At 63.1% G+C, this 22,657-nt stretch carries 18 protein-coding genes; 12 read left to right on the top strand and 6 right to left on the bottom strand.

The window, feature by feature from the left end:
• Positions 1–26: 26 nt before the first annotated feature.
• Positions 27–680, top strand: coding sequence for an HAD family phosphatase (locus NR164_RS06965; protein WP_017846889.1), 654 nt, complete (start codon positions 27–29; stop codon positions 678–680).
• Between the two features lie 128 nt (positions 681–808).
• Here NR164_RS06965 and NR164_RS06960 read toward each other — a convergent pair whose 3' ends face one another.
• Positions 809–1,771 carry a zinc-binding dehydrogenase gene (locus tag NR164_RS06960; protein WP_026140008.1) on the bottom strand — a complete coding sequence of 321 codons (963 nt, stop codon included), beginning with the start codon at positions 1,769–1,771 and terminating at the stop codon, positions 809–811.
• Between the two features lie 138 nt (positions 1,772–1,909).
• On the opposite strand from NR164_RS06960, the gene NR164_RS06955 reads away from it, so the two are divergent.
• Positions 1,910–3,991, top strand: a complete 2,082-nt coding sequence (locus tag NR164_RS06955; RefSeq protein WP_169850794.1) for a carboxy terminal-processing peptidase — start codon at positions 1,910–1,912, stop codon at positions 3,989–3,991.
• 124 nt (positions 3,992–4,115) lie between these two features.
• Positions 4,116–5,885 (top strand): bifunctional diguanylate cyclase/phosphodiesterase, encoded by a 1,770-nt coding sequence (locus NR164_RS06950; protein WP_046384146.1) that lies wholly within the window; start codon positions 4,116–4,118, stop codon positions 5,883–5,885.
• Here the strand turns inward: NR164_RS06950 and NR164_RS06945 are convergent.
• The 4 genes from NR164_RS06945 to NR164_RS06930 all read right to left on the bottom strand — a co-directional run bounded on the left by NR164_RS06945 (position 5,882) and on the right by NR164_RS06930 (position 8,200).
• A complete protein-coding gene (locus NR164_RS06945; RefSeq protein WP_017846885.1) occupies positions 5,882–6,253 on the bottom strand; it encodes a hypothetical protein in 372 nt (123 codons plus the stop codon). The two genes, NR164_RS06950 and NR164_RS06945, sit on opposite strands and share 4 nt — an antisense overlap.
• Complete coding sequence (locus tag NR164_RS06940) at positions 6,250–6,588, bottom strand: helix-turn-helix transcriptional regulator (RefSeq protein WP_256822530.1); 339 nt, start codon at positions 6,586–6,588, stop codon at positions 6,250–6,252. The genes NR164_RS06945 and NR164_RS06940 overlap by 4 nt, the downstream gene beginning before the upstream one ends.
• A gap of 106 nt (positions 6,589–6,694) precedes the next feature.
• Positions 6,695–7,153 carry a YkvA family protein gene (locus tag NR164_RS06935; protein WP_017846883.1) on the bottom strand — a complete coding sequence of 153 codons (459 nt, stop codon included), beginning with the start codon at positions 7,151–7,153 and terminating at the stop codon, positions 6,695–6,697.
• 315 nt (positions 7,154–7,468) lie between these two features.
• A complete protein-coding gene (locus NR164_RS06930; RefSeq protein ID WP_017846882.1) occupies positions 7,469–8,200 on the bottom strand; it encodes an FKBP-type peptidyl-prolyl cis-trans isomerase in 732 nt (243 codons plus the stop codon).
• A 247-nt stretch (positions 8,201–8,447) separates the two neighbouring features.
• On the opposite strand from NR164_RS06930, the gene NR164_RS06925 reads away from it, so the two are divergent.
• The 8 genes from NR164_RS06925 to NR164_RS06890 all read left to right on the top strand — a co-directional run bounded on the left by NR164_RS06925 (position 8,448) and on the right by NR164_RS06890 (position 20,078).
• Positions 8,448–10,259 carry a di-heme-cytochrome C peroxidase gene (locus tag NR164_RS06925; RefSeq protein WP_108524449.1) on the top strand — a complete coding sequence of 604 codons (1,812 nt, stop codon included), beginning with the start codon at positions 8,448–8,450 and terminating at the stop codon, positions 10,257–10,259.
• Positions 10,260–10,288: 29 nt separating this feature from the next.
• A complete protein-coding gene (locus NR164_RS06920) occupies positions 10,289–11,419 on the top strand; it encodes a catalase family protein (protein WP_371920074.1) in 1,131 nt (376 codons plus the stop codon).
• Positions 11,420–11,942: 523 nt separating this feature from the next.
• The gene (gene kdpF / locus NR164_RS06915; protein ID WP_074851717.1) at positions 11,943–12,041 is read left to right on the top strand and encodes a K(+)-transporting ATPase subunit F; all 99 of its coding nucleotides are present in this window, start codon (positions 11,943–11,945) and stop codon (positions 12,039–12,041) included.
• 107 nt (positions 12,042–12,148) lie between these two features.
• Complete coding sequence (gene kdpA / locus NR164_RS06910; protein WP_046384148.1) at positions 12,149–13,855, top strand: potassium-transporting ATPase subunit KdpA; 1,707 nt, start codon at positions 12,149–12,151, stop codon at positions 13,853–13,855.
• Between the two features lie 10 nt (positions 13,856–13,865).
• Entirely contained in the window at positions 13,866–14,525 is a 660-nt protein-coding gene (gene kdpC / locus NR164_RS06905) for a K(+)-transporting ATPase subunit C (RefSeq protein WP_046384149.1), read from the top strand.
• Between the two features lie 12 nt (positions 14,526–14,537).
• Positions 14,538–16,607, top strand: coding sequence for a potassium-transporting ATPase subunit KdpB (gene kdpB / locus NR164_RS06900; protein WP_108524447.1), 2,070 nt, complete (start codon positions 14,538–14,540; stop codon positions 16,605–16,607).
• A 130-nt stretch (positions 16,608–16,737) separates the two neighbouring features.
• Complete coding sequence (locus NR164_RS06895; protein ID WP_177032448.1) at positions 16,738–19,389, top strand: sensor histidine kinase KdpD; 2,652 nt, start codon at positions 16,738–16,740, stop codon at positions 19,387–19,389.
• Positions 19,386–20,078 (top strand): response regulator, encoded by a 693-nt coding sequence (locus NR164_RS06890; protein WP_046384152.1) that lies wholly within the window; start codon positions 19,386–19,388, stop codon positions 20,076–20,078. The genes NR164_RS06895 and NR164_RS06890 overlap by 4 nt, the downstream gene beginning before the upstream one ends.
• Here the strand turns inward: NR164_RS06890 and NR164_RS06885 are convergent.
• A complete protein-coding gene (locus NR164_RS06885; RefSeq protein ID WP_046384153.1) occupies positions 20,038–20,961 on the bottom strand; it encodes a LysR family transcriptional regulator in 924 nt (307 codons plus the stop codon). The genes NR164_RS06890 and NR164_RS06885 overlap by 41 nt on opposite strands.
• Positions 20,962–21,067: 106 nt before the next feature.
• On the opposite strand from NR164_RS06885, the gene NR164_RS06880 reads away from it, so the two are divergent.
• Positions 21,068–22,588, top strand: coding sequence for an MFS transporter (locus NR164_RS06880; RefSeq protein ID WP_256822529.1), 1,521 nt, complete (start codon positions 21,068–21,070; stop codon positions 22,586–22,588).
• Positions 22,589–22,657: the final 69 nt, after the last annotated feature.

The raw sequence follows: 22,657 nt of genomic DNA, 5'->3' as shown, positions 1-22,657 counted from the left end.
AGTGATTTTTTAAGAGAGTGTGACGGATGGCATTGGTAATTTTTGATTTGGACGACACCCTGATCCACGGCGACTGCGCCACCCTGTGGAGCGAGCAGATGGGCCGCCTGGCGTGGGTCGACCCCGAGTCGTTCATGCGCAAGAACAACGAACTGATGGACGCCTACAGCCAGGGCAAGCTGGCCATGGAAGAGTTCATGGACTTCAGCCTGGAGCCGATGATCGGCCGCACGCCGGAGGAGATCGAGCACTTGGTGGAGCCCTGGGTCGAGGACGTGATCGAACCGCTGATCTACAGCGACGCCACCCGCACCATCGCCCGCCACCGCGCGAACGGCGACCGGGTGCTGGTGATTTCCGCGTCGGGCACCCACCTGGTCACGCCGATTGCGGCGCGTATCGGCATCGATGAAGTGTTGGGGATCGAGCTGGATGTCAGCCACGGCGTGTACAGCGGCCGTACTGTCGGCGTCCTGACCTACCGCGAAGGCAAGATCACCCGTTTGCTCGAATGGCTGGAGCAGGAAGGAGAAACCCTGGAAGGCGCGTACTTCTATTCGGATTCGCGCAATGATCTGCCGCTGCTGCTGAAGGTGGATAACCCGCAGGTGGTGAACCCCGACCCGGTATTGCGCGAGCACGCCGAAAAAGCCGGCTGGCCGGTCCACCGCTGGGCCTGATTCGACCAAGATCCAAATGTGGGAGGGGGCTTGCCCCCGATGGCGGTGTGTCAGTGAAGAATATTTCATCTGATACACCGCCATCGGGGGCAAGCCCCCTCCCACATTGACCACATTCCAATTCGGGATCAGGTCAGGCTGTCGTCGATCACCAACACCAACTTGCCGGAAATCTGGTTGGTCGCCAGCTCAGCAAACGCCGCCTCGGCATCGTTGATCGGGAAGGTCTTGGCCAGTTGCGGGCTCAAGCGGCCTTCGGCAAACAACGGCCAGACATGCTGGCTCAGGTCACTGAACAGGTCGGCCTTGAACTGATCGTCACGGCTGCGCAGGGTCGAGCCCAGCAGTTGCACTCGCTTGCCCAGCACCTGCGCCAGGTCCAGTTGCGCCTCGCGCCCGCCCATCAGGCCGATCAGCACCCAACGACCGTCCAGGGCCAGCAACTTGAGGTCCAGCGCCGCGTAGCTGGCGCCGACCGGGTCGAGGATGACGTCGAACGGCCCGAAATCCCGCAGCCCTTCGATACCGTCCGTGCGGACCACGCCGCCCTGGGCGCCGAGGGCTTCACAGTAGGCCAACCGATCCGCCGAGCCGACACTGACCCAGCACGGGCTGCCGAACGCCTTGCACAGCTGGATTGCCGCCGAACCCACGCCACTGGCGCCGGCATGCAGCAACACCTTCTCGCCGGGCTTGACGCCCGCCAGTTGGAACAGGTTCAACCACGCGGTGCTGTACACCTCGGGCAATGCCGCCGCTTCGATCAACGACAGGCCTTCCGGCACCGGCAGCACGTGACGGGCGTCCACCACCACTTCCTCGGCCATGCCGCCGCCGGCCAGCAGCGCGCAGACGCGGTCGCCGACCTGCCAGGACGAACCCGCGCCGACCTCGCTGATCACCCCGGAACACTCCAGGCCCAACACCTTGCTGACGCCCGGCGGCGGCGGATACAGCCCCGCACGCTGCAATAAATCGGCACGATTGAGGCCCGCAGCCGCCACCCGAATGCGAACCTGACCTACATCGCATGTAGGACTCGGCTCTTCCAACCACTCCACATGACCTTCAACGCCTTGCAATGCTTTCACAGTGCCTCCATAGTGAGTCTGGACTGAGCCCGTAGCTGTATCGCCGGGCTTTTTGCATTATGCGACCGGCCCAAATGGAACCGGCGACTTCAAAGACGGCCTAATATGCGTTATCAATTGCCCCCGCGTCGAATCAGCATGAAGCATTTGTTCCCCAGCACCGCCCTAGCTCTTTTCATTGGTCTCGGCTTGTCGTCGATGTCGACCAATACGTTCGCAGCCAACAGCTGGGACAATCTTCAGCCTGATCGCGATGAGGTGATTGCCAGCCTTAACGTCGTCGAGTTGCTCAAGCGTCATCACTACAGCAAGCCGCCGCTGGACGACGCTCGCTCGGTGATCATCTATGACAGCTACCTCAAGCTGCTGGACCCGTCGCGCAGCTACTTCCTGGCCAGCGACATCGCTGAGTTCGACAAGTGGAAGACCCAGTTCGACGACTTCCTCAAGAGCGGCGACCTGCAGCCCGGGTTCACCATCTACAAGCGTTACCTGGACCGCGTCAAAGCGCGTCTGGACTTCGCCCTGGGTGAATTGGACAAAGGCATCGACAAGTTCGACTTCACCGAGAAGGAAAGCCTTCTGGTGGATCGCAAGGACGCCCCTTGGCTGACCAGCACCGCCGCCCTGGATGACCTGTGGCGCAAACGCGTCAAGGACGAAGTGCTGCGCCTGAAGATCGCCGGCAAAGAGCCGAAGGCCATTCAAGAGCTGTTGACCAAGCGCTACAAGAATCAGCTGGCACGTCTGGACCAGACCCGTGCCGAAGATATCTTCCAGGCCTACATCAACACCTTCGCGATGTCCTACGATCCGCACACCAATTATCTGTCGCCGGATAACGCGGAAAATTTCGATATCAACATGAGTCTGTCGCTGGAAGGCATCGGTGCCGTCCTGCAAAGCGACAATGACCAGGTGAAAATCGTGCGTCTGGTACCGGCCGGTCCGGCAGACAAGACCAAGCAGGTCGCCCCTGCCGACAAGATCATCGGCGTGGCCCAGGCCGACAAAGAGATGGTCGATGTGGTCGGCTGGCGCCTGGACGAAGTGGTCAAGCTGATCCGTGGGCCGAAAGGCAGCGTGGTGCGCCTGGAAGTGATTCCGCACACCAATGCGCCGAACGACCAGACCAGCAAGATCGTGTCCATCACCCGTGAAGCGGTGAAACTCGAAGACCAGGCCGTGCAGAAGAAGGTCCTCAACCTCAAGCAGGATGGCAAGGACTACAAGCTGGGCGTGATTGAAATCCCGGCCTTCTACCTGGACTTCAAGGCCTTCCGGGCCGGCGATCCGGACTACAAGAGCACCACGCGCGACGTTAAGAAGATCCTGACCGAGCTGCAGAAAGAAAAAGTCGACGGCGTGGTCATCGACCTGCGCAACAACGGCGGCGGCTCCCTGCAGGAAGCCACCGAGCTGACCAGCCTGTTTATCGACAAGGGGCCGACCGTGTTGGTGCGCAACGCTGACGGCCGTGTCGACGTGCTCGAAGACGAGAACCCGGGCGCCTTCTACAAAGGCCCGATGGCGTTGCTGGTCAACCGCCTGTCGGCCTCGGCCTCGGAGATTTTCGCCGGCGCCATGCAGGACTATCACCGCGCCTTGATCATCGGCGGCCAGACCTTCGGCAAAGGCACCGTGCAGACCATCCAGCCGCTGAACCATGGCGAGCTGAAACTGACCCTGGCCAAGTTCTACCGGGTTTCCGGGCAGAGCACCCAGCATCAGGGCGTGCTGCCGGACATCGACTTCCCGTCGATCATCGACACCAAGGAAATCGGCGAGAGCGCCCTGCCCGAGGCCATGCCGTGGGACACCATCCGTCCTGCGATCAAGCCCGCGTCGGACCCGTTCAAGCCATTCCTGGCGCAGTTGAAGGCTGACCACGACACCCGCTCCGCCAAGGATGCCGAGTTCGTGTTCATCCGCGACAAGCTGGCCCTGGCCAAGAAGCTGATGGAAGAAAAATCCGTCAGCCTCAATGAAGTGGATCGTCGCAAGCAGCACGCCGACATCGAGAATCAGCAACTGGTGCTGGAAAACGTCCGCCGCAAGGCCAAGGGCGAAGACCCACTCAAGGAACTGAAGAAAGAAGATGAAGACGCGCTGCCGGCCGAGGCGGATAAAACCAAGCCGGAAGACGACGCCTACCTGGCCGAGACAGGCCGGATTCTGCTGGACTACCTGAAAGTGACCAAACAGGTGGCCAAGCAGTAAATGATGGCTATTTAATGTGATCGCGCTGCAGAGTGTCATCATATAGACATCATTCTGTCGTGAAATAAAGGACCGTCGGCTCACCGCCTGCGGTCCTTTTTTTTCGATCGAGATCGAGATCGCCATGACCATGACCGAACAGCTGAATGCATTGGGCTCTATCCTGGCTCAAGGCAGTTTGCACAGCCTGTTCCAACCGATCATCTGTCTGTCCGAGCGGCGTATCCTCGGCTACGAAGCCCTCAGCCGTGGCCCGTCCAACAGCCCGCTGCACTCCCCGGTCGCCCTGTTTGCCGTGGCCGGCCATGCCGGGCGCCTCAGCGAACTGGAAATAGCCTGCCGCGAAAGCGCATGCCGACGCTTCAGCGAGCAGAAGTTGCCAGGCAAGCTGTTTCTCAATATCTCGCCGGAATCCCTGATGGAAACCGCGCACCAACCGGGCCGCACCCTGCAACTGCTGCGGGACTTCGGCATCCCCCCCAGCCAAGTGGTGATCGAACTCACCGAGCAGTCGCCCACCGACGATTTCGACCTGCTGCAAACCGCCCTGCATCACTACCGCGACATGGGTTTCGCCATCGCACTCGACGACTTGGGCGCAGGGTATTCCAGCCTGCGCTTGTGGTCGGAACTGCGTCCGGATTACGTGAAGATCGATCGGCACTTTATCGACGGCATCCACCAGGACGCGCTCAAGCGCGAATTTGTCGGCTCTATCCTGCAGATCGCCCGGGCGTCGCGCGCCCAGGTGATTGCCGAAGGCATCGAGCTGCCGGAAGAACTGGCGGTGCTGACCGAGATGGGGGTCGACCTGATCCAGGGTTATTTGCTCTGTCGTCCCCAAGAACACCCGCCGCAGGAAGCGCGCCTGATGCTACCCAAACCCGATAACGCCAACATTGCCCTCAGCGAAGAAGGCAGTGACCTCAGCGCCCTGCTCAACGAGCAGCCGGCAGTGAATCAGGACACCGCCACCGCCCAGGTGCTGGAGTCCTTCCGTCGCCAGGCCAACCTCAACTCCCTGGCGGTGCTGGATGGGCGCGACCGGCCGGTCGGGATTGTGCATCGCCATTCGTTGTCCGACGCCCTGCTCAAACCCTTCGCCACCGACCTGTTCGCGCGCAAGCCGATCAGCCGCCTGATGAGCGATGATTTTCTCGCGGTGGAGTTGAGCCAGTCCCTGCAACAGGTCAGCCGGCTGCTGACCAGCCGCGCCCGCCAACGCATCGAGGAAGACTTCATCATCACGCTGAACGGCGACTACCTCGGCCTGGGCCGGGTGATCGATGTGCTCAAGCTGATCACCGAGCTGAAGATCCAGCAGGCGCGCTACGCCAACCCGTTGACCCTGCTACCAGGCAACGTGCCGATCCAGCAGTGCCTGACGCGACTGTTGCAGCAGCAACGCGAGTCGGTGATTTGCTACGTGGATATCGACAGCTTCAAGCCGTTCAATGACATCTATGGCTACGGGCGTGGCGATGAAGTGCTGCTGTGCCTGGCGCAATGCCTGAATGACCGGGTCGACCCCAGCCGCGACTTTGTCGGGCATATCGGCGGCGATGACTTCTTGCTGGTGCTCGGGCCGCAGGATTGGCGCAAACGGCTCAATCAACTGCTGGACGATTTCCACACTCAATGCCGACGCTTCTATCGCGCCGAACATCTGGACGCCGGCTGCTTTGTGGCCTTGAACCGCCAGGGTGTGCGCCAGGAATATGCACTGCTGTCGCTGTCCATCGGCGTGGTGCATTTGTATCCACAGGCCTGTGGACAACTCGATGCCAGCCAGTTGGCGGAGCTGGCGTCCCAGGCCAAACACCATGCCAAGGACATCGCCGGTTACAGCATCCACGTGATCGACAGCCTGGACATGCTGCCCCTGCCGGTTTAAGCCTCGGCGGATTCCGGGTACTCGTATTCGAACACGCGCACCACCTCCGAAGCGTGCCAGGACGCGGCGGCCACGCCATCGGAAGGCCCGCAAAAACGCCCCAGGCGCTCCACGCATTCAAAAAAACCGGTACGCGGCAGGCGGCTGGCACCCTGGCTGATCACCAGGGAACTGCGCAACGGCTGCTCGGCCTTGGCGTCCAGCGCCGCCAGATGTTCCAGGGCGGCGGTGAGGGTCTGCATCGCCGGCGTGGGAAATTGCAGGCGCTCCAGCAGCGCACGGTAAGTCAGCAAGTGGCGCTGGCGGCGCGCCTGGTCCAGTTCGTGGAGTAACCCATCCCAGTGTTGACGGCTGATACGTAGGCTCAAGATTCATCCCTCCAACCTGCCACGCCCAATTCCCAGGCCAGACTGCGGCGGATCGCGGCATCCGGCTGGCGTTCACCACTTTCGATCAATCCGAGGTACGAGGGGCTGATCCCCACGGTACGGGCCAGGGCTTCAATAGCCAGGCCCTTGGCTTCGCGCAAGCCGCGCAGGCCTGCAAGCGGGTGCAGGTCCTGGGCTGGCGCGGCGTGGGCAGTAGAAGAAGGTGCTGATGCGGGTTGCTGCTGACCGGCGGCTTTTAGCAGCGCCTGGTACTGATCCCATGGCAACACCGCATATTCGGGTTCGCCATCCCGTGAAATTATCTGAATATCCATGACAGCCCCGTAGGATAACAACACTTACTAAGTAAGCACTTTCCTTAAGCGCTTTCCTAAGGAGTGTAATCCTAACAGCCACAAAGGTCGCAGGGGGATCGCCGTATCATGGGGTTTTTTGCCGGTTTTCCTGGGCCAGCAGCGCGGGCGTCGCAGGCAGGCGCTCAACCACGGCGAGCTTTTCCGGACGCTGCGCCTCACGCCAGGCGCGAAAGGCGCTCAGTTCGGCGCTCAGGCTCTTCATGACCCAGGCCAGCACGGCGATGTCGTCGAGCATGCCGAACATGGGAATAAAGTCCGGTATCGCATCGATCGGACTGAGGAAATACATCAGTCCTGCGACGACCGACACCAGCGCCTTCGGACTGATCGCGCGGTACTCGCCACGCCAGTAGGCCAGGCACAGGGCCTGGAGCAACTTGAGGTCATCCTTGAGCTTACCGAGGCGGTTGCCCTGGCTTGCGCCCTTGGCCGCCACGGCGAACAACAGCGTCGGCAAGCGCCCACGCCCCAGCAAGCGCGCGGCCATGGGCAGAAAACGGGCGAAATTGAAGGGTGGTTTCATTCGGCACTCCAGTTCCATGGGACAGAGAAGGTTATCCACACAAATTGTGGATAACCTTGTGAACAGAGCCGGTTTTCACCGCTGAGAGCCACGGTTTACAAGGCCTTCAGTCAGATCGGGCGTTTTTTGCGCACATCAAAAAAACCCAAGAATTCATTGACTTGGCGCTTGCGTCCGGCTACCTGCACTCGAGTCTTGATCAGACTGCCGCACCTTGCGGACGTTCGTTTGGGTTTGCACAGGCTTGAGTGTGCAAGCGTGCGGCAGAAACAACAACGCCCCGTCGAGACGGGGCGTTGGGTGTTCAGGCGCCGATTACTTCTTGGCGGCTGGTGCGTCAGGAGCTTCAGCCTTGGCCGGGTCCTTGATACCCAGCAGTTCCAGGTCGAATACCAGCACGGAGTTGGCCGGAATCGCCGGGCTCGGGCTCTGGGCACCGTAAGCCAGGTCGGACGGGATGTACAACTCGACCTTCTCGCCGACGTGCATCAGTTGCAGGCCTTCGACCCAACCCGGAATCACGCCGCTGACCGGCAGGTCAATCGGGCTGCCGCGATCCACGGAGCTGTCAAAGGTGGTGCCGTTGGTGAGCTTGCCGGTGTAGTGAACAGTCACTACGTCGGTCGGCTTAGGCTGAGGGCCGTCGGCTTTCTTGGTGATCTTGTACTGCAGGCCGGAAGCCGTGGTGACTACACCGTCTTTCTTGGCGTTGTCTTCGAGGAATTTCTTGCCGGCGGCTGCCGACTCTTCGCTCATTTTGGCCATGCGTTCTTCAGCACGCTTTTGCAGTGCGGCAAACGCTTCAACCAGTTCGTCGTCTTTCAGCTTCTGCTCTTTCTTGCCGACGGCATCTTCAATGCCCTGGGCTACCGCTTTGGAATCCAGGTCATCCATGCCTTCTTGGGCAAGGCTTTTGCCCATGTTCAGGCCGATACCGTAGGAAGCTTTCTGCGCCGGGGTTTTCAGCTCTACGCTGGTCTGCGAATCACAACCCGCAAGTACCAGGCTAACCAGGGCCACCGCCGCCGCCAACCGATGCTGTTTCATGCTATTTCCTTGTTCATGCGCCAAAAGGGCAATCGAATAAAGTCGCGAGCTTATCAGGCGGCCACGACCAATGGCTACCGGCATCTGAGCAGGAAACTTCTGATAAGTTCACGTGTTTAAACGCATTTTCATTCATGATGGGCGCCCGCGACGGATCGCGGGACTGCCTGTCAGCAGGACCATGGCCACTTGCCGCACCTGTGGCGTAGTGGCATAACAACGCAATCACTCGACAAGGATAGTTATCTTGCGCATTTTTTCCCGTGTTTTATTGCTGATTCTCGCCCTGCTGGGCCTGATCCTGGCGGTGGTGCTCTATTACACCGTCAACCCCAGGCTGCCGGACTACGTGCCCGTAGAACAGGTACGCTACCAGGACCAATGGAGTGCCGCCGACCGCCAGACCTATTACTTCACGCCCCAGGGCACCCAGGTAAAAGGCCTGCATTACGACTGGTTCACCGCGCTGGAACTGCCGTTTTCCGAACAGCGCTTCGCCGCCCCGGAGTACCTGGCACGCTTCGGCTTCCTGGTCGACCCCAAGCAAGTGCCCAGCACACAAAACCCCGGCAACCTGCCGGTCGGCTTCGCTCGGCACAAGAATGCCGGCAACAATACCGAATACCTGGACATCACCTGCGCCGCCTGCCACACCGGCGAACTGCATTTCAACGGCCAGGCCCTGCGCATCGACGGCGGTTCGGCCCAGCACGTGCTGCCGTCCAGCGTGCCGACCTTGCGCGGCGGCAGTTTCGGCCAGGCCCTGGTGGCCAGCCTCGCCGCGACGTATTACAACCCCTGGAAATTCGAGCGCTTCGCCCGCAAGGTGCTCGGCCACGATTACGACACTCACAATGAACAACTGCTGCGCCAGGACTTCAAACAGTCGCTGAACCAGTTCCTCAAAGTCGCCTGGAACGACACCCATCGCGGCCTCTACCCCACCGAAGAAGGCCCGGGGCGCACCGATGCCTTCGGCCGCATCGCCAACGCCAGCTTCGGCGACGCGATTTCGCCGGACAATTACCGCGTTGCCAACGCGCCGGTGGACTACCCGCAACTGTGGGATATCTGGACGTTCGACTGGGTGCAGTGGAACGGTTCAGCGCAACAACCGATGGCGCGCAATATCGGCGAAGCCCTCGGCGTGGGAGCCACCCTGGGCTTCTTCGACAACGCCGGCCAACCGCTTCAGGGCGACGCGCGCTACCCGTCGAGCGTGCGGGTGCGCGACCTGAACCTGATCGAAGAAACCCTGCAGCGCCTCAAGCCGCCGACCTGGCCGGAAGACCTGTTCGGCGCCATCGACAAGCCCCTCGCCGCCCAGGGCCGCGCACTGTTCGCCGAAAACTGCGCCGGCTGCCATGTGCCGGCCGTCACCCAGCAAAATGGCCGCCCGGTACAGCAACTGAAGATGCTCCCGGTGGACGCCATCGGCACCGACCCTGGCGCCGCCAACAACATTGCCGACCAGCGCTATGACCTCAGCACCTTGAAATGGGACCCGGCGGAGCTGGCCAAACTGAATGTCGAGTTGCACCCCACGCCCACCGAACCGCTGGACCTGAAAAAAATCTCCGTGGCCAAGGGCCTGGCCTACGTCACCGCCTTCGTTGAGGACCACGCCTACCGCGCCGCCGGCGTTACCCCGGCCGAGCGCCCACGCCTGGACGGTTACGGCCTGCCCATCGGCGTGCGCGAATTGCGCGCCTACAAAGCGCGGCCGCTGGCCGGCGTGTGGGCCACCCCGCCGTTCTTGCACAACGGCTCGGTGCCGACGATCTACCAGTTGCTCTCGCCCCAGGACGAGCGCGCCACCACCTTCTATAAAGGCACCTTCGACTACGACCCGCGCCACCTGGGCTTTCAGACCGACGCGTTCAAAAATGCCTTCCTGTTCGATACGCGCATCACCGGCAACCACAACAGCGGCCATGAATTCCGTGCCGGCCAGCGTGGCAACGGGGTCATCGGCCGCGGCCTGCTGCCCCAGGAACGCTGGGCGCTGCTCGAATACCTCAAAGTCCTCGGCGGCCCGCTGGAGCAACAACTGCCATGATTATCCACTCGCACAACCAGCAACCGTCCATGCTCGCGCGCCTGTGGCTGCGCCTCGGCGCCGTGCTCGGCAAAACCCTGGCATGGCTGCTGGCCCTTGGCCTGCTCGGCTGGCTGGCCGCCACCGCCTGGTACGCCTGGCAGTACAGCGGTCCGGTGTCGCCGGATGAGCAGATCCCGTCCGGTGAAGCGGCAATGACCCAAGGCATTATCCAGACGGCAGTGCGTATCGTTGACCAACACCGCGAAGGCACGCGCTACCTGCGCGACGCCCACGCCAAGGCCCACGGTTGCGTGAAGGCCGAAGTCAGTGTGCTGGCCGACCTCGATCCGGCGTTACGCCAAGGTGTGTTCGCCGAACCGGGCAAGACCTGGCACGCCATGATGCGACTGTCCAACGGCAACGCCTACCCGCAATTCGACAGCATCCGCGATGCGCGCGGCATGGCCATCAAGCTGCTCGACGTGCCGGGCAAACAGCTGCTCGCCGACCAGCAAGCGCGGGCCGAGCAGGACTTCGTGATGTTCAGCCACCCGAACTTCTTTGTCAGCGACGTGGCCGAATACGCGCAGAACATCGGGGCCCAAGCAGACGGCAAGAAGGTCCTGGCATTTTTTCCCAAGCTCGACCCGCGCAGTTGGCAGGTACGCCACCTGTTCATCGCCCTGGCGACCCTGGCCCCCGCGCCAGCCAGCCCGACCCAGACCACGTACTTTTCCGTCTCGCCCTACAAGTTCGGCGCGGCCAACGCCAAGTTCCGCGTCGCACCCGACCCGCAAAGCTGCCCGGATTACGTGCCGCCCAAACAGAACCAGGACCTGCCGAACTTCCTGCGCAGTGCGCTGAACCAGCAACTGTCCACCGACCGCGTGCCGGCGTGTTTCGTGTTGCAGATCCAGCGGCAGAACCCGCAGAAGTTCATGCCGATCGAAGACACCAGCATCGAATGGAAGGAAAGCGATGCGCCCTATGAAACCGTGGCCAAGGTGACGATCCCCGCCCAGGATTTCGACACGCCGGCGCTGAACCTGGCGTGCGACAACCAGTCGTTCAACCCGTGGTTCGGGCTGGAGGCGCATCGCCCCATCGGCGGGATCAACCGGTTGCGTAAAGCGGTGTACGAAGCCGTCAGCGACTATCGGCATAGCCGCAACTTGTAAGGTTGGGGGCTGTGTGGGAGGGGGCTTGCTGCCTCCCACATTTAGATCTCATTACAATAAGCAGATGTTGTGTCGTTCTACTTTTCGTAAAGAATGCGTATAGATTGCCAATTCGCCATAACGATTACGTCGCCTCTATTGAGTCACTAAGCGCGAACGTTCTACCGTCACTTCCTACCCCCAAACATCCGTAGGAAGTCATCGTGGAAAGTTCAACTTTAGGCATGGTCGTCCTCTCAATGATTGCACTCTTCGGCACCGCCGCGTTTTGCTTCGAGCACCTCGCCACGCGCAGCGAGAAGAAAAAGAAAGCCAAATAAACAGCGCGTCAACATCAGCAGAACCCCAGTTTTTCAAGGGATACCCGGGCGGCGGGCTATCCCTTTTTTTCGTTCGCCTCGCATAACGTCGTCTCTATACCGTCTTAATACCGCCGCCGCTAATCAGTGCCTGGGCTTGATACCCCAGCGATTAACCTCCCCGCGTCCGCCATTGCGGCTTATTCATTCAGGGGAGTTACACCGTGCTCACACTCACGTTCATTTATATCGCCAGCGGCTTATGCGCCGTGGGGCTGTTCGCTTACTTGGGCTACGCACTTATTCGCGCAGAAAAATTCTAGGGAGTTCGCCATGTACGACCTGATGTTTATTGGCCTCTCCCTGGTGTTTTTTGTTGCGACTGCCATGGCCATTGTCGCCATGGGCAAGATTTGAACGGAGCCACGACATGTTAAGCACGCTGCTGGAATTTGCGCTGGTCCTGGGGTTGATGACGGGACTCGCGGTACTGATGGGCAAATGGCTGACCCGGGTGTTCACCGGGACTTACCATGCCTGGCCGGAACGTTGTACCTATCGCCTGCTGGGCATCGACCCGCAGGAAAACATGGGCTGGGCCCGCTACGGTTCGGCGCTGTTGCTGTCGAACGCGGCGATGATGCTGCTGGGCTATCTGGTCCTGCGCCTGCAGGCGGTGATGCCGATCAACCCACTGGGGCTGGCCGCGCAAACGCCGGACCTGGCGTTCAACACCACGGTGTCCTTTATTACCAACACCAACTGGCAGGCGTACTCGGGCGAGACCAGCCTGTCGAACTTCAGCCAGATGGCGGTCATCACCTTTCTGATGTGCGTCGGCGCCACCTCCGGCGTGGTCGCGGCGGCCGGTTTCATTCGCGGCTTGAGCCGCTCCAGCTCGGGCGACCTCGGCAACTTCTGGGTCGACTTCACCCGCACGCTCTACCGCGTAATGCTGCCGCTGTGCCTGGGCATGGCGCTGGTGTATGTCTGGCAGGGCATGCCGCAGACCTTCGCCTCCCAGGCGCTGGTCACCACGCTGGAAGGCGCGCAGCAGCAGTTGATTGTCGGCGCGGTGGCCAGCTTTGAGTCGATCAAGCACATCGGCACCAACGGCGGCGGTTTCTTCAGCATGAACGCGGCGCACCCGTTCGAAAACCCGACGCCGCTGACCAACATCCTACACATCCTCAGCATGTTGCTGATCCCGTCGGCATTGACCTACACCTTTGGCAGCATGCTGGTGCAGCGTCGTCAGGGCTGGGTGTTTTTCGGCACCTTCCTGGTGATGTTCATCGGCTTCCTCGCCCTGGTCTACGGCGCCGAGCAAAACGGCAACCCGCTGCTGACCCAGGCCGGCGCCAACCAGAGCCTGTCGCTGGAACAAAGCGGCGGCAACATGGAAGGCAAGGAACTGCGCTTCGGCATCGCCGACAGCAGCCTGTTCATCGCCACCACCACCGCCGCGACCACCGGCTCGGTCAACACCATGCACGACTCGCTGACCCCCATGGGCGGTTTCGTGCCCTTGGCGCAGATGATGCTCAACTGCGTGTTCGGCGGCGACGGCGTGGGCTTTATCAACCTGATCCAGTACGCCCTGCTGACGGTGTTCCTGGTGGGCATGATGATCGGCCGCAGCCCCGAGTTCCTCGGCAAGAAAATCGAGGCGCGGGAGATGAAACTGGTGATGCTCTCGGTGCTCGCGCACCCCATCAGCATCCTCGGCTTCACCGCCCTCGCCGCCCTGTGGCCCGACACCCTGGCCAGCCTGAACAACCTCGGCCCCCACGGTTTCAGCGAGGTGCTCTACGCCTACACCTCCGGCACCGCCAACAACGGCTCGGCCTTCGCCGGCTTGAACGCGAACACGCCGTTTTTCAACACCACCATCGGCCTGGCGATGTTGATCGGGCGCTTCTTCACCATGCTGCCGATGCTCGCCGTGGCGGGTTCCCTGGCGATGAAGAAAACCGTGCCTGCCGGTGCCGGCACCATTCCCACCGCGACCCCGCTGTTCATGTTGCTGGTGGTGTTCGTGGTGCTGGTGGTCGGTGGCCTGACCTTTTTGCCGGCGCTCGCGCTCGGCCCGCTGGTGGAGCAACTGCAGTTGCTGTCCGGCCAGACGTACAACTGAGGACACGTGGATGACGACTCAATCGATATTCAAAGGGCTGTTGCGCCCGGTGCTGGTTTCGGCGGTGTTTTTCATGCTGTTGACGGGGTTCGCCTACCCGGCGCTCACCACCGTGACCGCCCAACTGGTGTTCCCGTTCCAGGCCCGCGGCTCGCTGATTGAACGCGACGGCCTGGTCATGGGCTCGGCCCTGATCGGCCAGCACTTCACCCGGCCGGAGTACTTTCACGGGCGCCCGAGCATGACCCTCGGCGCCGACCCGCAAGACCCGAGCAAAAGCGTGTCGCAGCCATACAACGCCGGCTCCAGCGGCGCCAGCAACCTGGGGCCGACCAGCCAGAAGCTGGTGGACCAGGTGGCCGCACGCGCCCACGCCTATCGCCAGGACAACGGCCTGGCCGCCGATGCCCTGGTTCCGGTGGACGCAGTCACCGCTTCCGCTTCAGGCCTCGATCCGCATATCTCGCTGGCCAATGCGCGGCTGCAACTGCCACGGGTGGCGCGCCTGCGGCAGATCCCCGAAGCCGAGCTGCTGCAACTGGTCAACCAATACACCAGCGCGCGCACCCTCGGCCTGCTCGGCGAACCACGGGTCAATGTGCTGCAACTCAACCTTGCGCTGGACGCCCGCCTGCCATCGCGTCAGCCCCCTATTGCGGCCAGTGAGTAAGAGATTTCCCTCATGAAGAATGCTCGTTTACCTCTGTTTGATCGCGCCATCGTCCTCACCGCGTGTGGGGATGCGCTGAAGAAACTGCAGCCCCAGGCGCAATGGAAAAACCCGGTGATGTTCGTGGTCTACCTGGGCAGCATCCTCACCACCCTGTTGTGGTTCCAGTCCCTGGGCGGCCAGGGTGAAGCGCCCAGCGGCTTTATCCTCAGCATCACCTTGTGGCTGTGGTTCACCGTGCTGTTCGCCAACTTCGCCGAGGCCCTGGCCGAAGGACGCAGCCGCGCCCAGGCCGCGAGCCTGCGCGGCATGAAACGCCAGACCCTGGCCAAGTTGCTGCAACAGCCCAAGCACGGCGCGGCGTGGCTGCCAACGGAAGCGACGCTGCTGCGCAAAGATCAGGTGGTGCTGATCGAAGCCGGCGACCTGGTGCCGCTGGACGGCATCGTGATTGAAGGCGTGGCGTCGGTGGACGAAAGCGCGATCACTGGCGAATCGGCACCGGTGATTCGCGAGGCCGGCGGCGACTTTTCCTCGGTCACCGGCGGCACCCGTGTGCTGTCGGACTGGCTGGTGGTGCGTATCAGCGTCAACCCCGGCGAGTCGTTTCTGGACCGCATGATCTCGATGGTCGAATCGGCCAAGCGCCAGAAGACCCCGAACGAAGTGGCGCTGACCATCCTGCTGGTGGGCCTGACCCTGTTGTTTCTGCTGGTGATCGCCACGCTGAGCCCTTACTCGATCTTCGCCGTGGTCATGAGCGGCAGCGGCAGCGTGGTCAGCGCCACGGTGCTGGTGGCCTTGCTGGTGTGCCTGATCCCCACCACCATCGGCGGCCTGCTCTCGGCCATCGGCGTGGCGGGCATGAGCCGGATGATGTCGGCCAATGTCATCGCCACTTCCGGGCGGGCGGTCGAAGCGGCGGGCGACATCGACGTGTTGCTGCTGGACAAAACCGGCACCATCACCCTGGGCAACCGTCAGGCCAGCAGCTTTTTGCCGGCGCCGGGGATAAAAGAGGCCGAGTTGGCGGACGCCGCGCAACTGGCGTCCCTGGCCGATGAAACCCCGGAAGGCCGCAGCATCGTGGTACTGGCCAAACAGAAGTTCGACATTCGCGCGCGGGACATTCACCAGTTGGGCGCCAGCTTTGTCCACTTCACCGCGCAAACCCGCATGAGCGGGGTCGACCTGCCCGAAGGCCGGGCGATTCGCAAAGGTGCGGCGGACGCGATTCGCAGCCATATCGAGGCGTTGGGCGGCAGTTTTCCGACAAGCTTGCAGGCCAAGGTCGATGAAGTCGCGCGGCGTGGCAGCACGCCGCTGGTGGTCAGCGACGGTGCCAAGGCGCTGGGCGTGGTCGAACTCAAGGACGTGGTCAAGGGCGGCATCAAGGAACGCTTCGCCGAGTTGCGGCGCATGGGCATCAAGACCGTGATGATCACCGGCGACAACCGCCTGACCGCTGCCGCCATTGCGGTGGAGGCCGGCGTGGATGACTTCCTCGCCGAAGCCCGCCCGGAAGACAAGCTGCAATTGATCCGCGACTACCAGGCCCAGGGCAAGCTCGTGGCGATGACCGGCGACGGCACCAACGATGCGCCGGCGCTGGCCCAGGCCGACGTGGCGGTGGCGATGAACAGCGGCACCCAGGCAGCCAAAGAGGCCGGCAACATGGTCGACCTCGACAGCAACCCGACCAAGCTGATCGAAGTGGTCGAGGTCGGCAAACAGATGCTGATGACCCGCGGCGCCCTCACCACCTTCAGCGTGGCGAATGACGTGGCGAAGTACTTTGCAATCATCCCGGCGGCGTTTGTCGCGACCTATCCACAGCTCGGCGCATTGAATGTGATGCACCTGGCCAGCCCCAACTCGGCGATTCTCAGCGCGGTGATTTTCAACGCGCTGATCATTGTCGCGCTGATTCCCCTGGCCCTGCGTGGCGTGACCTACCGCTCGATCGGCGCGGCGGCGTTGCTCAACCGCAACCTGCTGATCTACGGCCTGGGCGGGGTGCTGGTGCCGTTTGCCGGGATCAAGCTGATCGACCTGCTGCTGACGGGGTTGGGCCTCGTATAGCGCCCCATCCACTGTAGGAGCGAGCGTGCTCGCGAAGGGCGTTAACGATAACGCGGGAAACCTGACACCCAACGGCACCCTCAGGTTTTTCGCGAGCAAGCTCGCTCCTACAGACAACCAGAGGAAGAATATGCCCGCCTTAAACGATGCACGCCCCGACCCCGACGCCCTGCTGGCGCGGGTACAACAAGAAGAACAGGCCGCCTTGCGCGGCAAATTGCGTATCTACTTCGGCTCCAACGCCGGGGTGGGCAAGACCTGCGCCATGCTCGCCGCGGCGCAACGCGAAGTCGCCCTGGGCCGCGACGTACTGGCCGGGGTGGTGGAAACCCATGGCCGCGCGGAAACCGCCGAGTGGCTCCATGGCCTGGAACAACTGCCCCGCGCCGCGCTGCAGCATGGCGAGTTCGCGCTCAGCGAATTCGACCTCGACGCCGCCCTGCGCCGCCATCCCGCCGTGGTGTTGGTGGATGAACTGGCCCATAGCAACGTGCCCGGCTCGCGCCATCCCAAACGCTGGCAAGACGTGGAAGAGCTGCTCAGCGCCGGCATCGATGTCTGGACCACCCTCAACGTGCAGCACCTGGAAAGCCTGAATGACCTGGTCAGCGGGATCATCGGCATCCGCGTGCGCGAAACCGTGCCCGACCATGTGTTCGATAACGCCCACGACGTGGTGGTGATCGACCTGCCGCCGGACGATCTGTTGCAACGCCTCAAGGACGGCAAAGTGTACCTGGGCCCGGCGGCGTCGCGTGCGTCGCAACATTTTTTCCGCAAGGGCAACCTGCTGGCGCTGCGCGAACTGGCACTGCGGCGTACAGCCGACCGGGTCGACACGCAAATGCGCGTGTACCGCCGCGAACAGTCGATCAAGGCCCTGTGGCCGGCCCGCGAACGGCTGCTGGTCGGCGTGGCCGGTGACGCTGGCGATGAACGCCTGGTGCGTGAAGCGGCGCGCCTGGCGCAGAAGCTGGAAGCGGACTGGATTGTGGTCCACGTCGCGTCGGCCCAGGGACGCGGCGCCCAGCGCTACCTGAGCGCGATGAAGACCCTGGCCCTGGCCGGCGAATTCGGCGCCGACACGGCCACACTGCCGGGCATGGACGTCGCCGAAGCCCTGGTCGCCTGCGCCCGCGAGCACAATGCCAATCGCCTGGTGCTCGGCCATCATCCGCGCCGCCGGTGGCGGTTCTGGCATCAGTCGGTCAGCGACCGGATCAGCCGCCATCACCCCCAAATCGATCAGATCGTGATTGCCCACGGCCTGCTGCCGGGCAAGCCCGTCGTGCACGAAAAACCCGCGGCGCTGCCCGGCACTCGACTGGCCTACCTCTGGGCCAGCCTCGCCTGTTTCGCCGCCAGCGCCGGCGCCGCCCTGCTCTTGCAGGTGTTCGACCTGGCCAACGTGGTCATGCTGTTTTTGCTCACCGTCGTGTTGGTGGCGCTGCGCTATGGACGCGGCCCCGGCGTGTGGGCCGCGATGCTCGCGGTGCTGTGTTTCGACTTCTTTTTCGTACAGCCGCGCTATTCATTCACCGTCAACGACACCCAATATTTCTTCACCTTTGCGTTGATGCTCGGCATCGCCCTGATCACCGGCCAACTCACCGCGCGCCTGCGCCACGAAGCGCGCACCGCTGCCGCGCGCGAACGCCGCGCAACCTCCCTGGCGCGCCTGGCCCGCGACCTGTCGGCCGCGCTGACCGTGGAGCACATCAGCGAAGTCGCGCTGCGCACCTTCAGCGGCGTCTTCGAAGCCCGGGTCGGCCTGGCCCTGCCGGATGCCGCCGATGGCGTACACAGCGTCAGCGCGGGCGGGCTGCCGATCGACGACAGCATCGCCCAATGGGCTTACGACCACGGCCGCCCCGCCGGCCACGGCACCGACACCCTGTCGGCGGCCAAGGGCTGCTACTTGCCGCTCAAAGCGCCGATGCGCGTGCGCGGCGTGCTGGTGCTGGAACTGGCGCAGAGCGAGCGCCTGAACGACCCACAGGAACGCCGCCTGCTCGAAGCCTGCATGAGCCAGCTGGCGATTGCCCTGGAGCGTGTGCATTTCGTCGAGGTGGCGCAAAGCACCCTGGTGCAGATGGAAGGCGAGAAAATGCGCAACACCCTGCTCGCGGCGATTTCCCACGACCTGCGCACGCCCTTGACCACGCTGATCGGCGCCGCCGACACCGCCCTGCCCCACGCCCCGCCGGGGCCGCTGACCGATCTGCTGCACGGCATCCACGAACAAGCCACGTCCATGCAGCGCCTGATCGAAAACCTGCTGGACATGGCACGCATGCAAGAACGCGGCGTGCGCCTGAACCGCCAATGGCACTCGCTGGAAGAAATCGTCGGCAGCGCCCTGCGCCAATTGCGCGAACCGTTGGCGCGGCACCCTGTCCACACCACGCTCGACGCGCACTTGCCGCTGGTTGAAGTCGACGCGCTGCTGATCGAGCGGGTGCTGGTCAACCTGCTGGACAACGCCGCCAAGTACACCCCGCCGGGCACCGCTATCCGCGTGGCCGCGAGCCAGGTCGGCGAGGGCATTGTGCTGGAGGTCAGCGACACCGGCCCCGGCCATGCGCCGGCGAATCTGTTCGAACCCTTCACCCGCGGCCAGCAGGAATCGTCCGTCGCCGGCATCGGCCTGGGCCTGGCGCTGGCCAAACGTATCGTCGAGGCTCACGGCGGGCGCATCGACGCCAACCCCGGCCGCGCGTGCGGCATGCATTTCATCATCACGCTACCGGCGGGCACCCCGCCCGTCATGGAACCCTTATGAGCACTGCACGCATTCTGATTGTTGAAGACGAGGCCAACATCCGCCGCTTTGTCGGCATTGCCCTGCAAGATGAAGGTTTTCAGGTGTTCGAGGCCGACAGCGTCAAACGCGCGCTGATCCATGCCGCCAGCCGTCAGCCGGACCTGGTGATCGTCGACCTCGGCCTGCCGGACGGCGATGGCAAACAACTGATCAGCGAACTGCGCGGTTGGCTGGCGGTGCCGATCCTGGTGTTGTCGGCGCGTGACCGCGAAGAGGAAAAAGTCGCCGCCCTGGACGCTGGCGCCGATGACTACCTGACCAAGCCGTTCGGCGTGCCCGAACTGCTCGCACGCATTCGCGCCCAACTGCGCCGGCATGGGCAGACCGGCAGCGTGGTGGCGACCAGCAAGGTGGCGTTCGGCGAGATCGAGGTCGACCTGGCCACCCATGAAGTGTCGCGCTCGGGCCAGCCGGTCCACCTGACGCCCATCGAGTACCGCTTGCTCTGCGCGATGATTCGCGGCCAGAGCCGGGTGCTGACTCACCGGCAACTGCTGCTGGACGTGTGGGGCCTGGACTACGTCGACCGCGCCCACTACCTACGTGTACACATGGCGCATTTGCGGCAAAAACTCGAGGCCGACCCGGCGCAGCCGCAGTACTTCATTACCGAGTTGCAGGTGGGCTACCGGTTGGTCGGGTTGTGAACAGGCGCGCGGCGGCGAAGTCCACGAACACGCGGATTTTCGGCGAGAGATGGCGACTGGACGGCCACAACGCCCAGAACTGGCCCTCGTCCTCGCAATGGCCCTCCAACACGGTGTCCAACTGCCCTTGGGCGAGCGCTTCGCGGGCGAGAAAGTCCGGCACGTAGGCAATGCCGTGGCCATCGACGGCGGCGCTGAGCATGGCTTCCATATTGTTCAACGTCAGCGCCGTGGGCAGGCGCAACGCCGTGATCGCGGGGTTGGCGGACAACGTCCAGTCCATGATCTTGCCGGTGGTGGCAAACCGATAACGCAGGCATGGGTGGCGCTCAAGATCGGCGAGGGTTGCCGGCCGCCCGTGCTCGCGCAGATACGCGGGCGATGCACACAGCACAAACCTGAACGGCCCCAGCTTGCGGGCCATCAAGCTCGAATCGGCCAGGCCGCCGCTGCGGATCACCACGTCGAAGCCCTCCTCGATCACATCCACCAGGTGGTCGTTGAAATCCAGTTCCAGCTCGATCTCCGGGTAGGTCTGCCTGAACGCGAGCATATGCGGAAAGAGAAAGCGGTAGCCGATGGTCGGCAGGCTGACGCGCAATTTGCCACGGGGCGCTTGTATGGCATGGGAAAGCATGGCGCGGGCGTCGTGCAGGTCGTCGAGAATTTTCCGACAGCGCTCGTAGAACAATTGACCTTCGGCGGTCAGGCCGACTTTGCGCGTGCTGCGGTGCAGCAGGCGCACATTCAGCGAGGCTTCGAGTTTGGCGACATTCTTGCCCACCGCCGAGGCGGAAACCCCCAGTGCCCGCGCTGCCCCCACGAAGCTGAGGGCTTCTGCCGTTTTGACGAAGGCGATCACGCCGCTGAGATTATCCGTCACGCCATTACATCCATTCAGTCCGTTATGAGTGGAATGTAAGGCTGTTTATCGACGATTGCATCCTGTCTAGAGTCTTTGTCTTCATAAAACAGCCGGAATGCCCCCCATGCACACCACCACCGAGACCCTGCCCGCCCCGGGCCGCCATGCCATCCTGGCCGCGATTTGCCTGGCGGCGTTGGTGTTGCCCATGAGCTTTACCGGCGGCGCTGTCGCCACGCCATTTATCGGCCAGACATTCGCCGCCCACCCCACGCAACTGGCGTGGATCACCAACGCGTTCATGCTCAGCTTCGGCAGCTTGTTGATGGCCGCCGGCACCCTCGCCGACCGCTATGGGCGCAAGCGCCTGTTTTTATGGGGCATGACACTGTTTACTGGCGCCTCCCTGTGGCTGACGGTGGCACCGGGCATGCTCTGGCTGGATGCCTTGCGCGCACTGCAGGGCGTCGCGGCGGCCATCGCGCTGGCCAGCGGTTGTGCGGCGCTGGCCCAGGAATTTGACGGGCATGCGCGCACGCGCGCCTTCAGCCTGCTGGGCACCACCTTCGGCGCGGGGCTGGCGTTTGGCCCGCTGTTGTCGGGGCTGCTGATCGAACAGTGGGGCTGGCGCGCGATTTTCCTCGGCACGGCCGTGCTGGCAGGCCTCTCGCTCATGCTCGCCGCGCCGACCCTGCGGGAAAGCCGCGATCCCCGGGCACTGCGCCTGGACACGGCCGGCGTGCTGACGTTTTCGGCCATGCTGGTGAGCTTGACCACGGCGGTCATCCTCGCGCCGGAACAGGGTTGGGGCGCGGCGAGCACGCGGTACCTGCTGGCGGTGGCCGCCGTGTTGCTGCTGGTGTTTATCCTCGTTGAACATCGCGTCCGCCACCCGATGCTCGACCTGCAGCTGTTTCGCTTTGCGCGCTTCCTTGGCGTGCAACTGCTGCCGATCGGCACCTGTTACTGCTACATCGTCCTGATCGTGTTGCTGCCGCTGCGCTTTATCGGTGTCGAAGGCCACGGCGCGTCCGAGGCAGGCTTGATGATGCTCGCACTGTCAGCGCCCATGCTGGGGGTGCCGATGCTCGCGGCGACGCTCACGCGCTGGCTGTCGGCGGGCGTGCTGTGCGCCATTGGCCTGCTGATCGCGGCGGCGGGCTTGTATGCGCTGAGCCTGGTTCAGGTCGGCCAGCCGTGGCAGACAGTGGTCGCGATGCTGATCATCGGCATCGGCACCGGGTTGCCATGGGGCTTGATGGACGGGCTGGCGATCAGCGTGGTTCCCAAAGAACGTGCGGGCATGGCGGCGGGGATTTTCAATACCACACGCGTGGCCAGTGAGGGCGTGGCGCTGGCGGTTACCCTGGCGGTGTTGAGCGCCCTGGTTGCGCGTCATCTGCCGCAGCACACGGCGCTGGACGTTTCCGTCATTGCGCAGAGCCTGGTCATGGGCAATGTGCAGCACGCCAGTGCGAGCCTGCCCGTGGCGGTGTTGCGCACGGCCTATATCGCCGGCTTCAACAACTTGTTGCAACTGCTGGCGGGCTTCACCCTGCTGACGGCGGCGGCGGTGTTGATTTTCCTCGGTCGACGCCCCATCGCGCCCCTCCACGCCGAGGCCGCACAGGGAGCACCGAGCTGAATGGCAGGCACAAAAAAAGCCCGCTCGATGAGCGGGCTTTCTGTGGTGACCTGGCGTTCAGCGTTCCAG

Origin of the sequence: Pseudomonas sp. Pse79, from assembly GCF_024519615.1 — a bacterium.
GTDB lineage: Bacteria > Pseudomonadota > Gammaproteobacteria > Pseudomonadales > Pseudomonadaceae > Aquipseudomonas > Aquipseudomonas veronii.
This window is presented reverse-complemented; position numbering and strand designations above follow the sequence as displayed.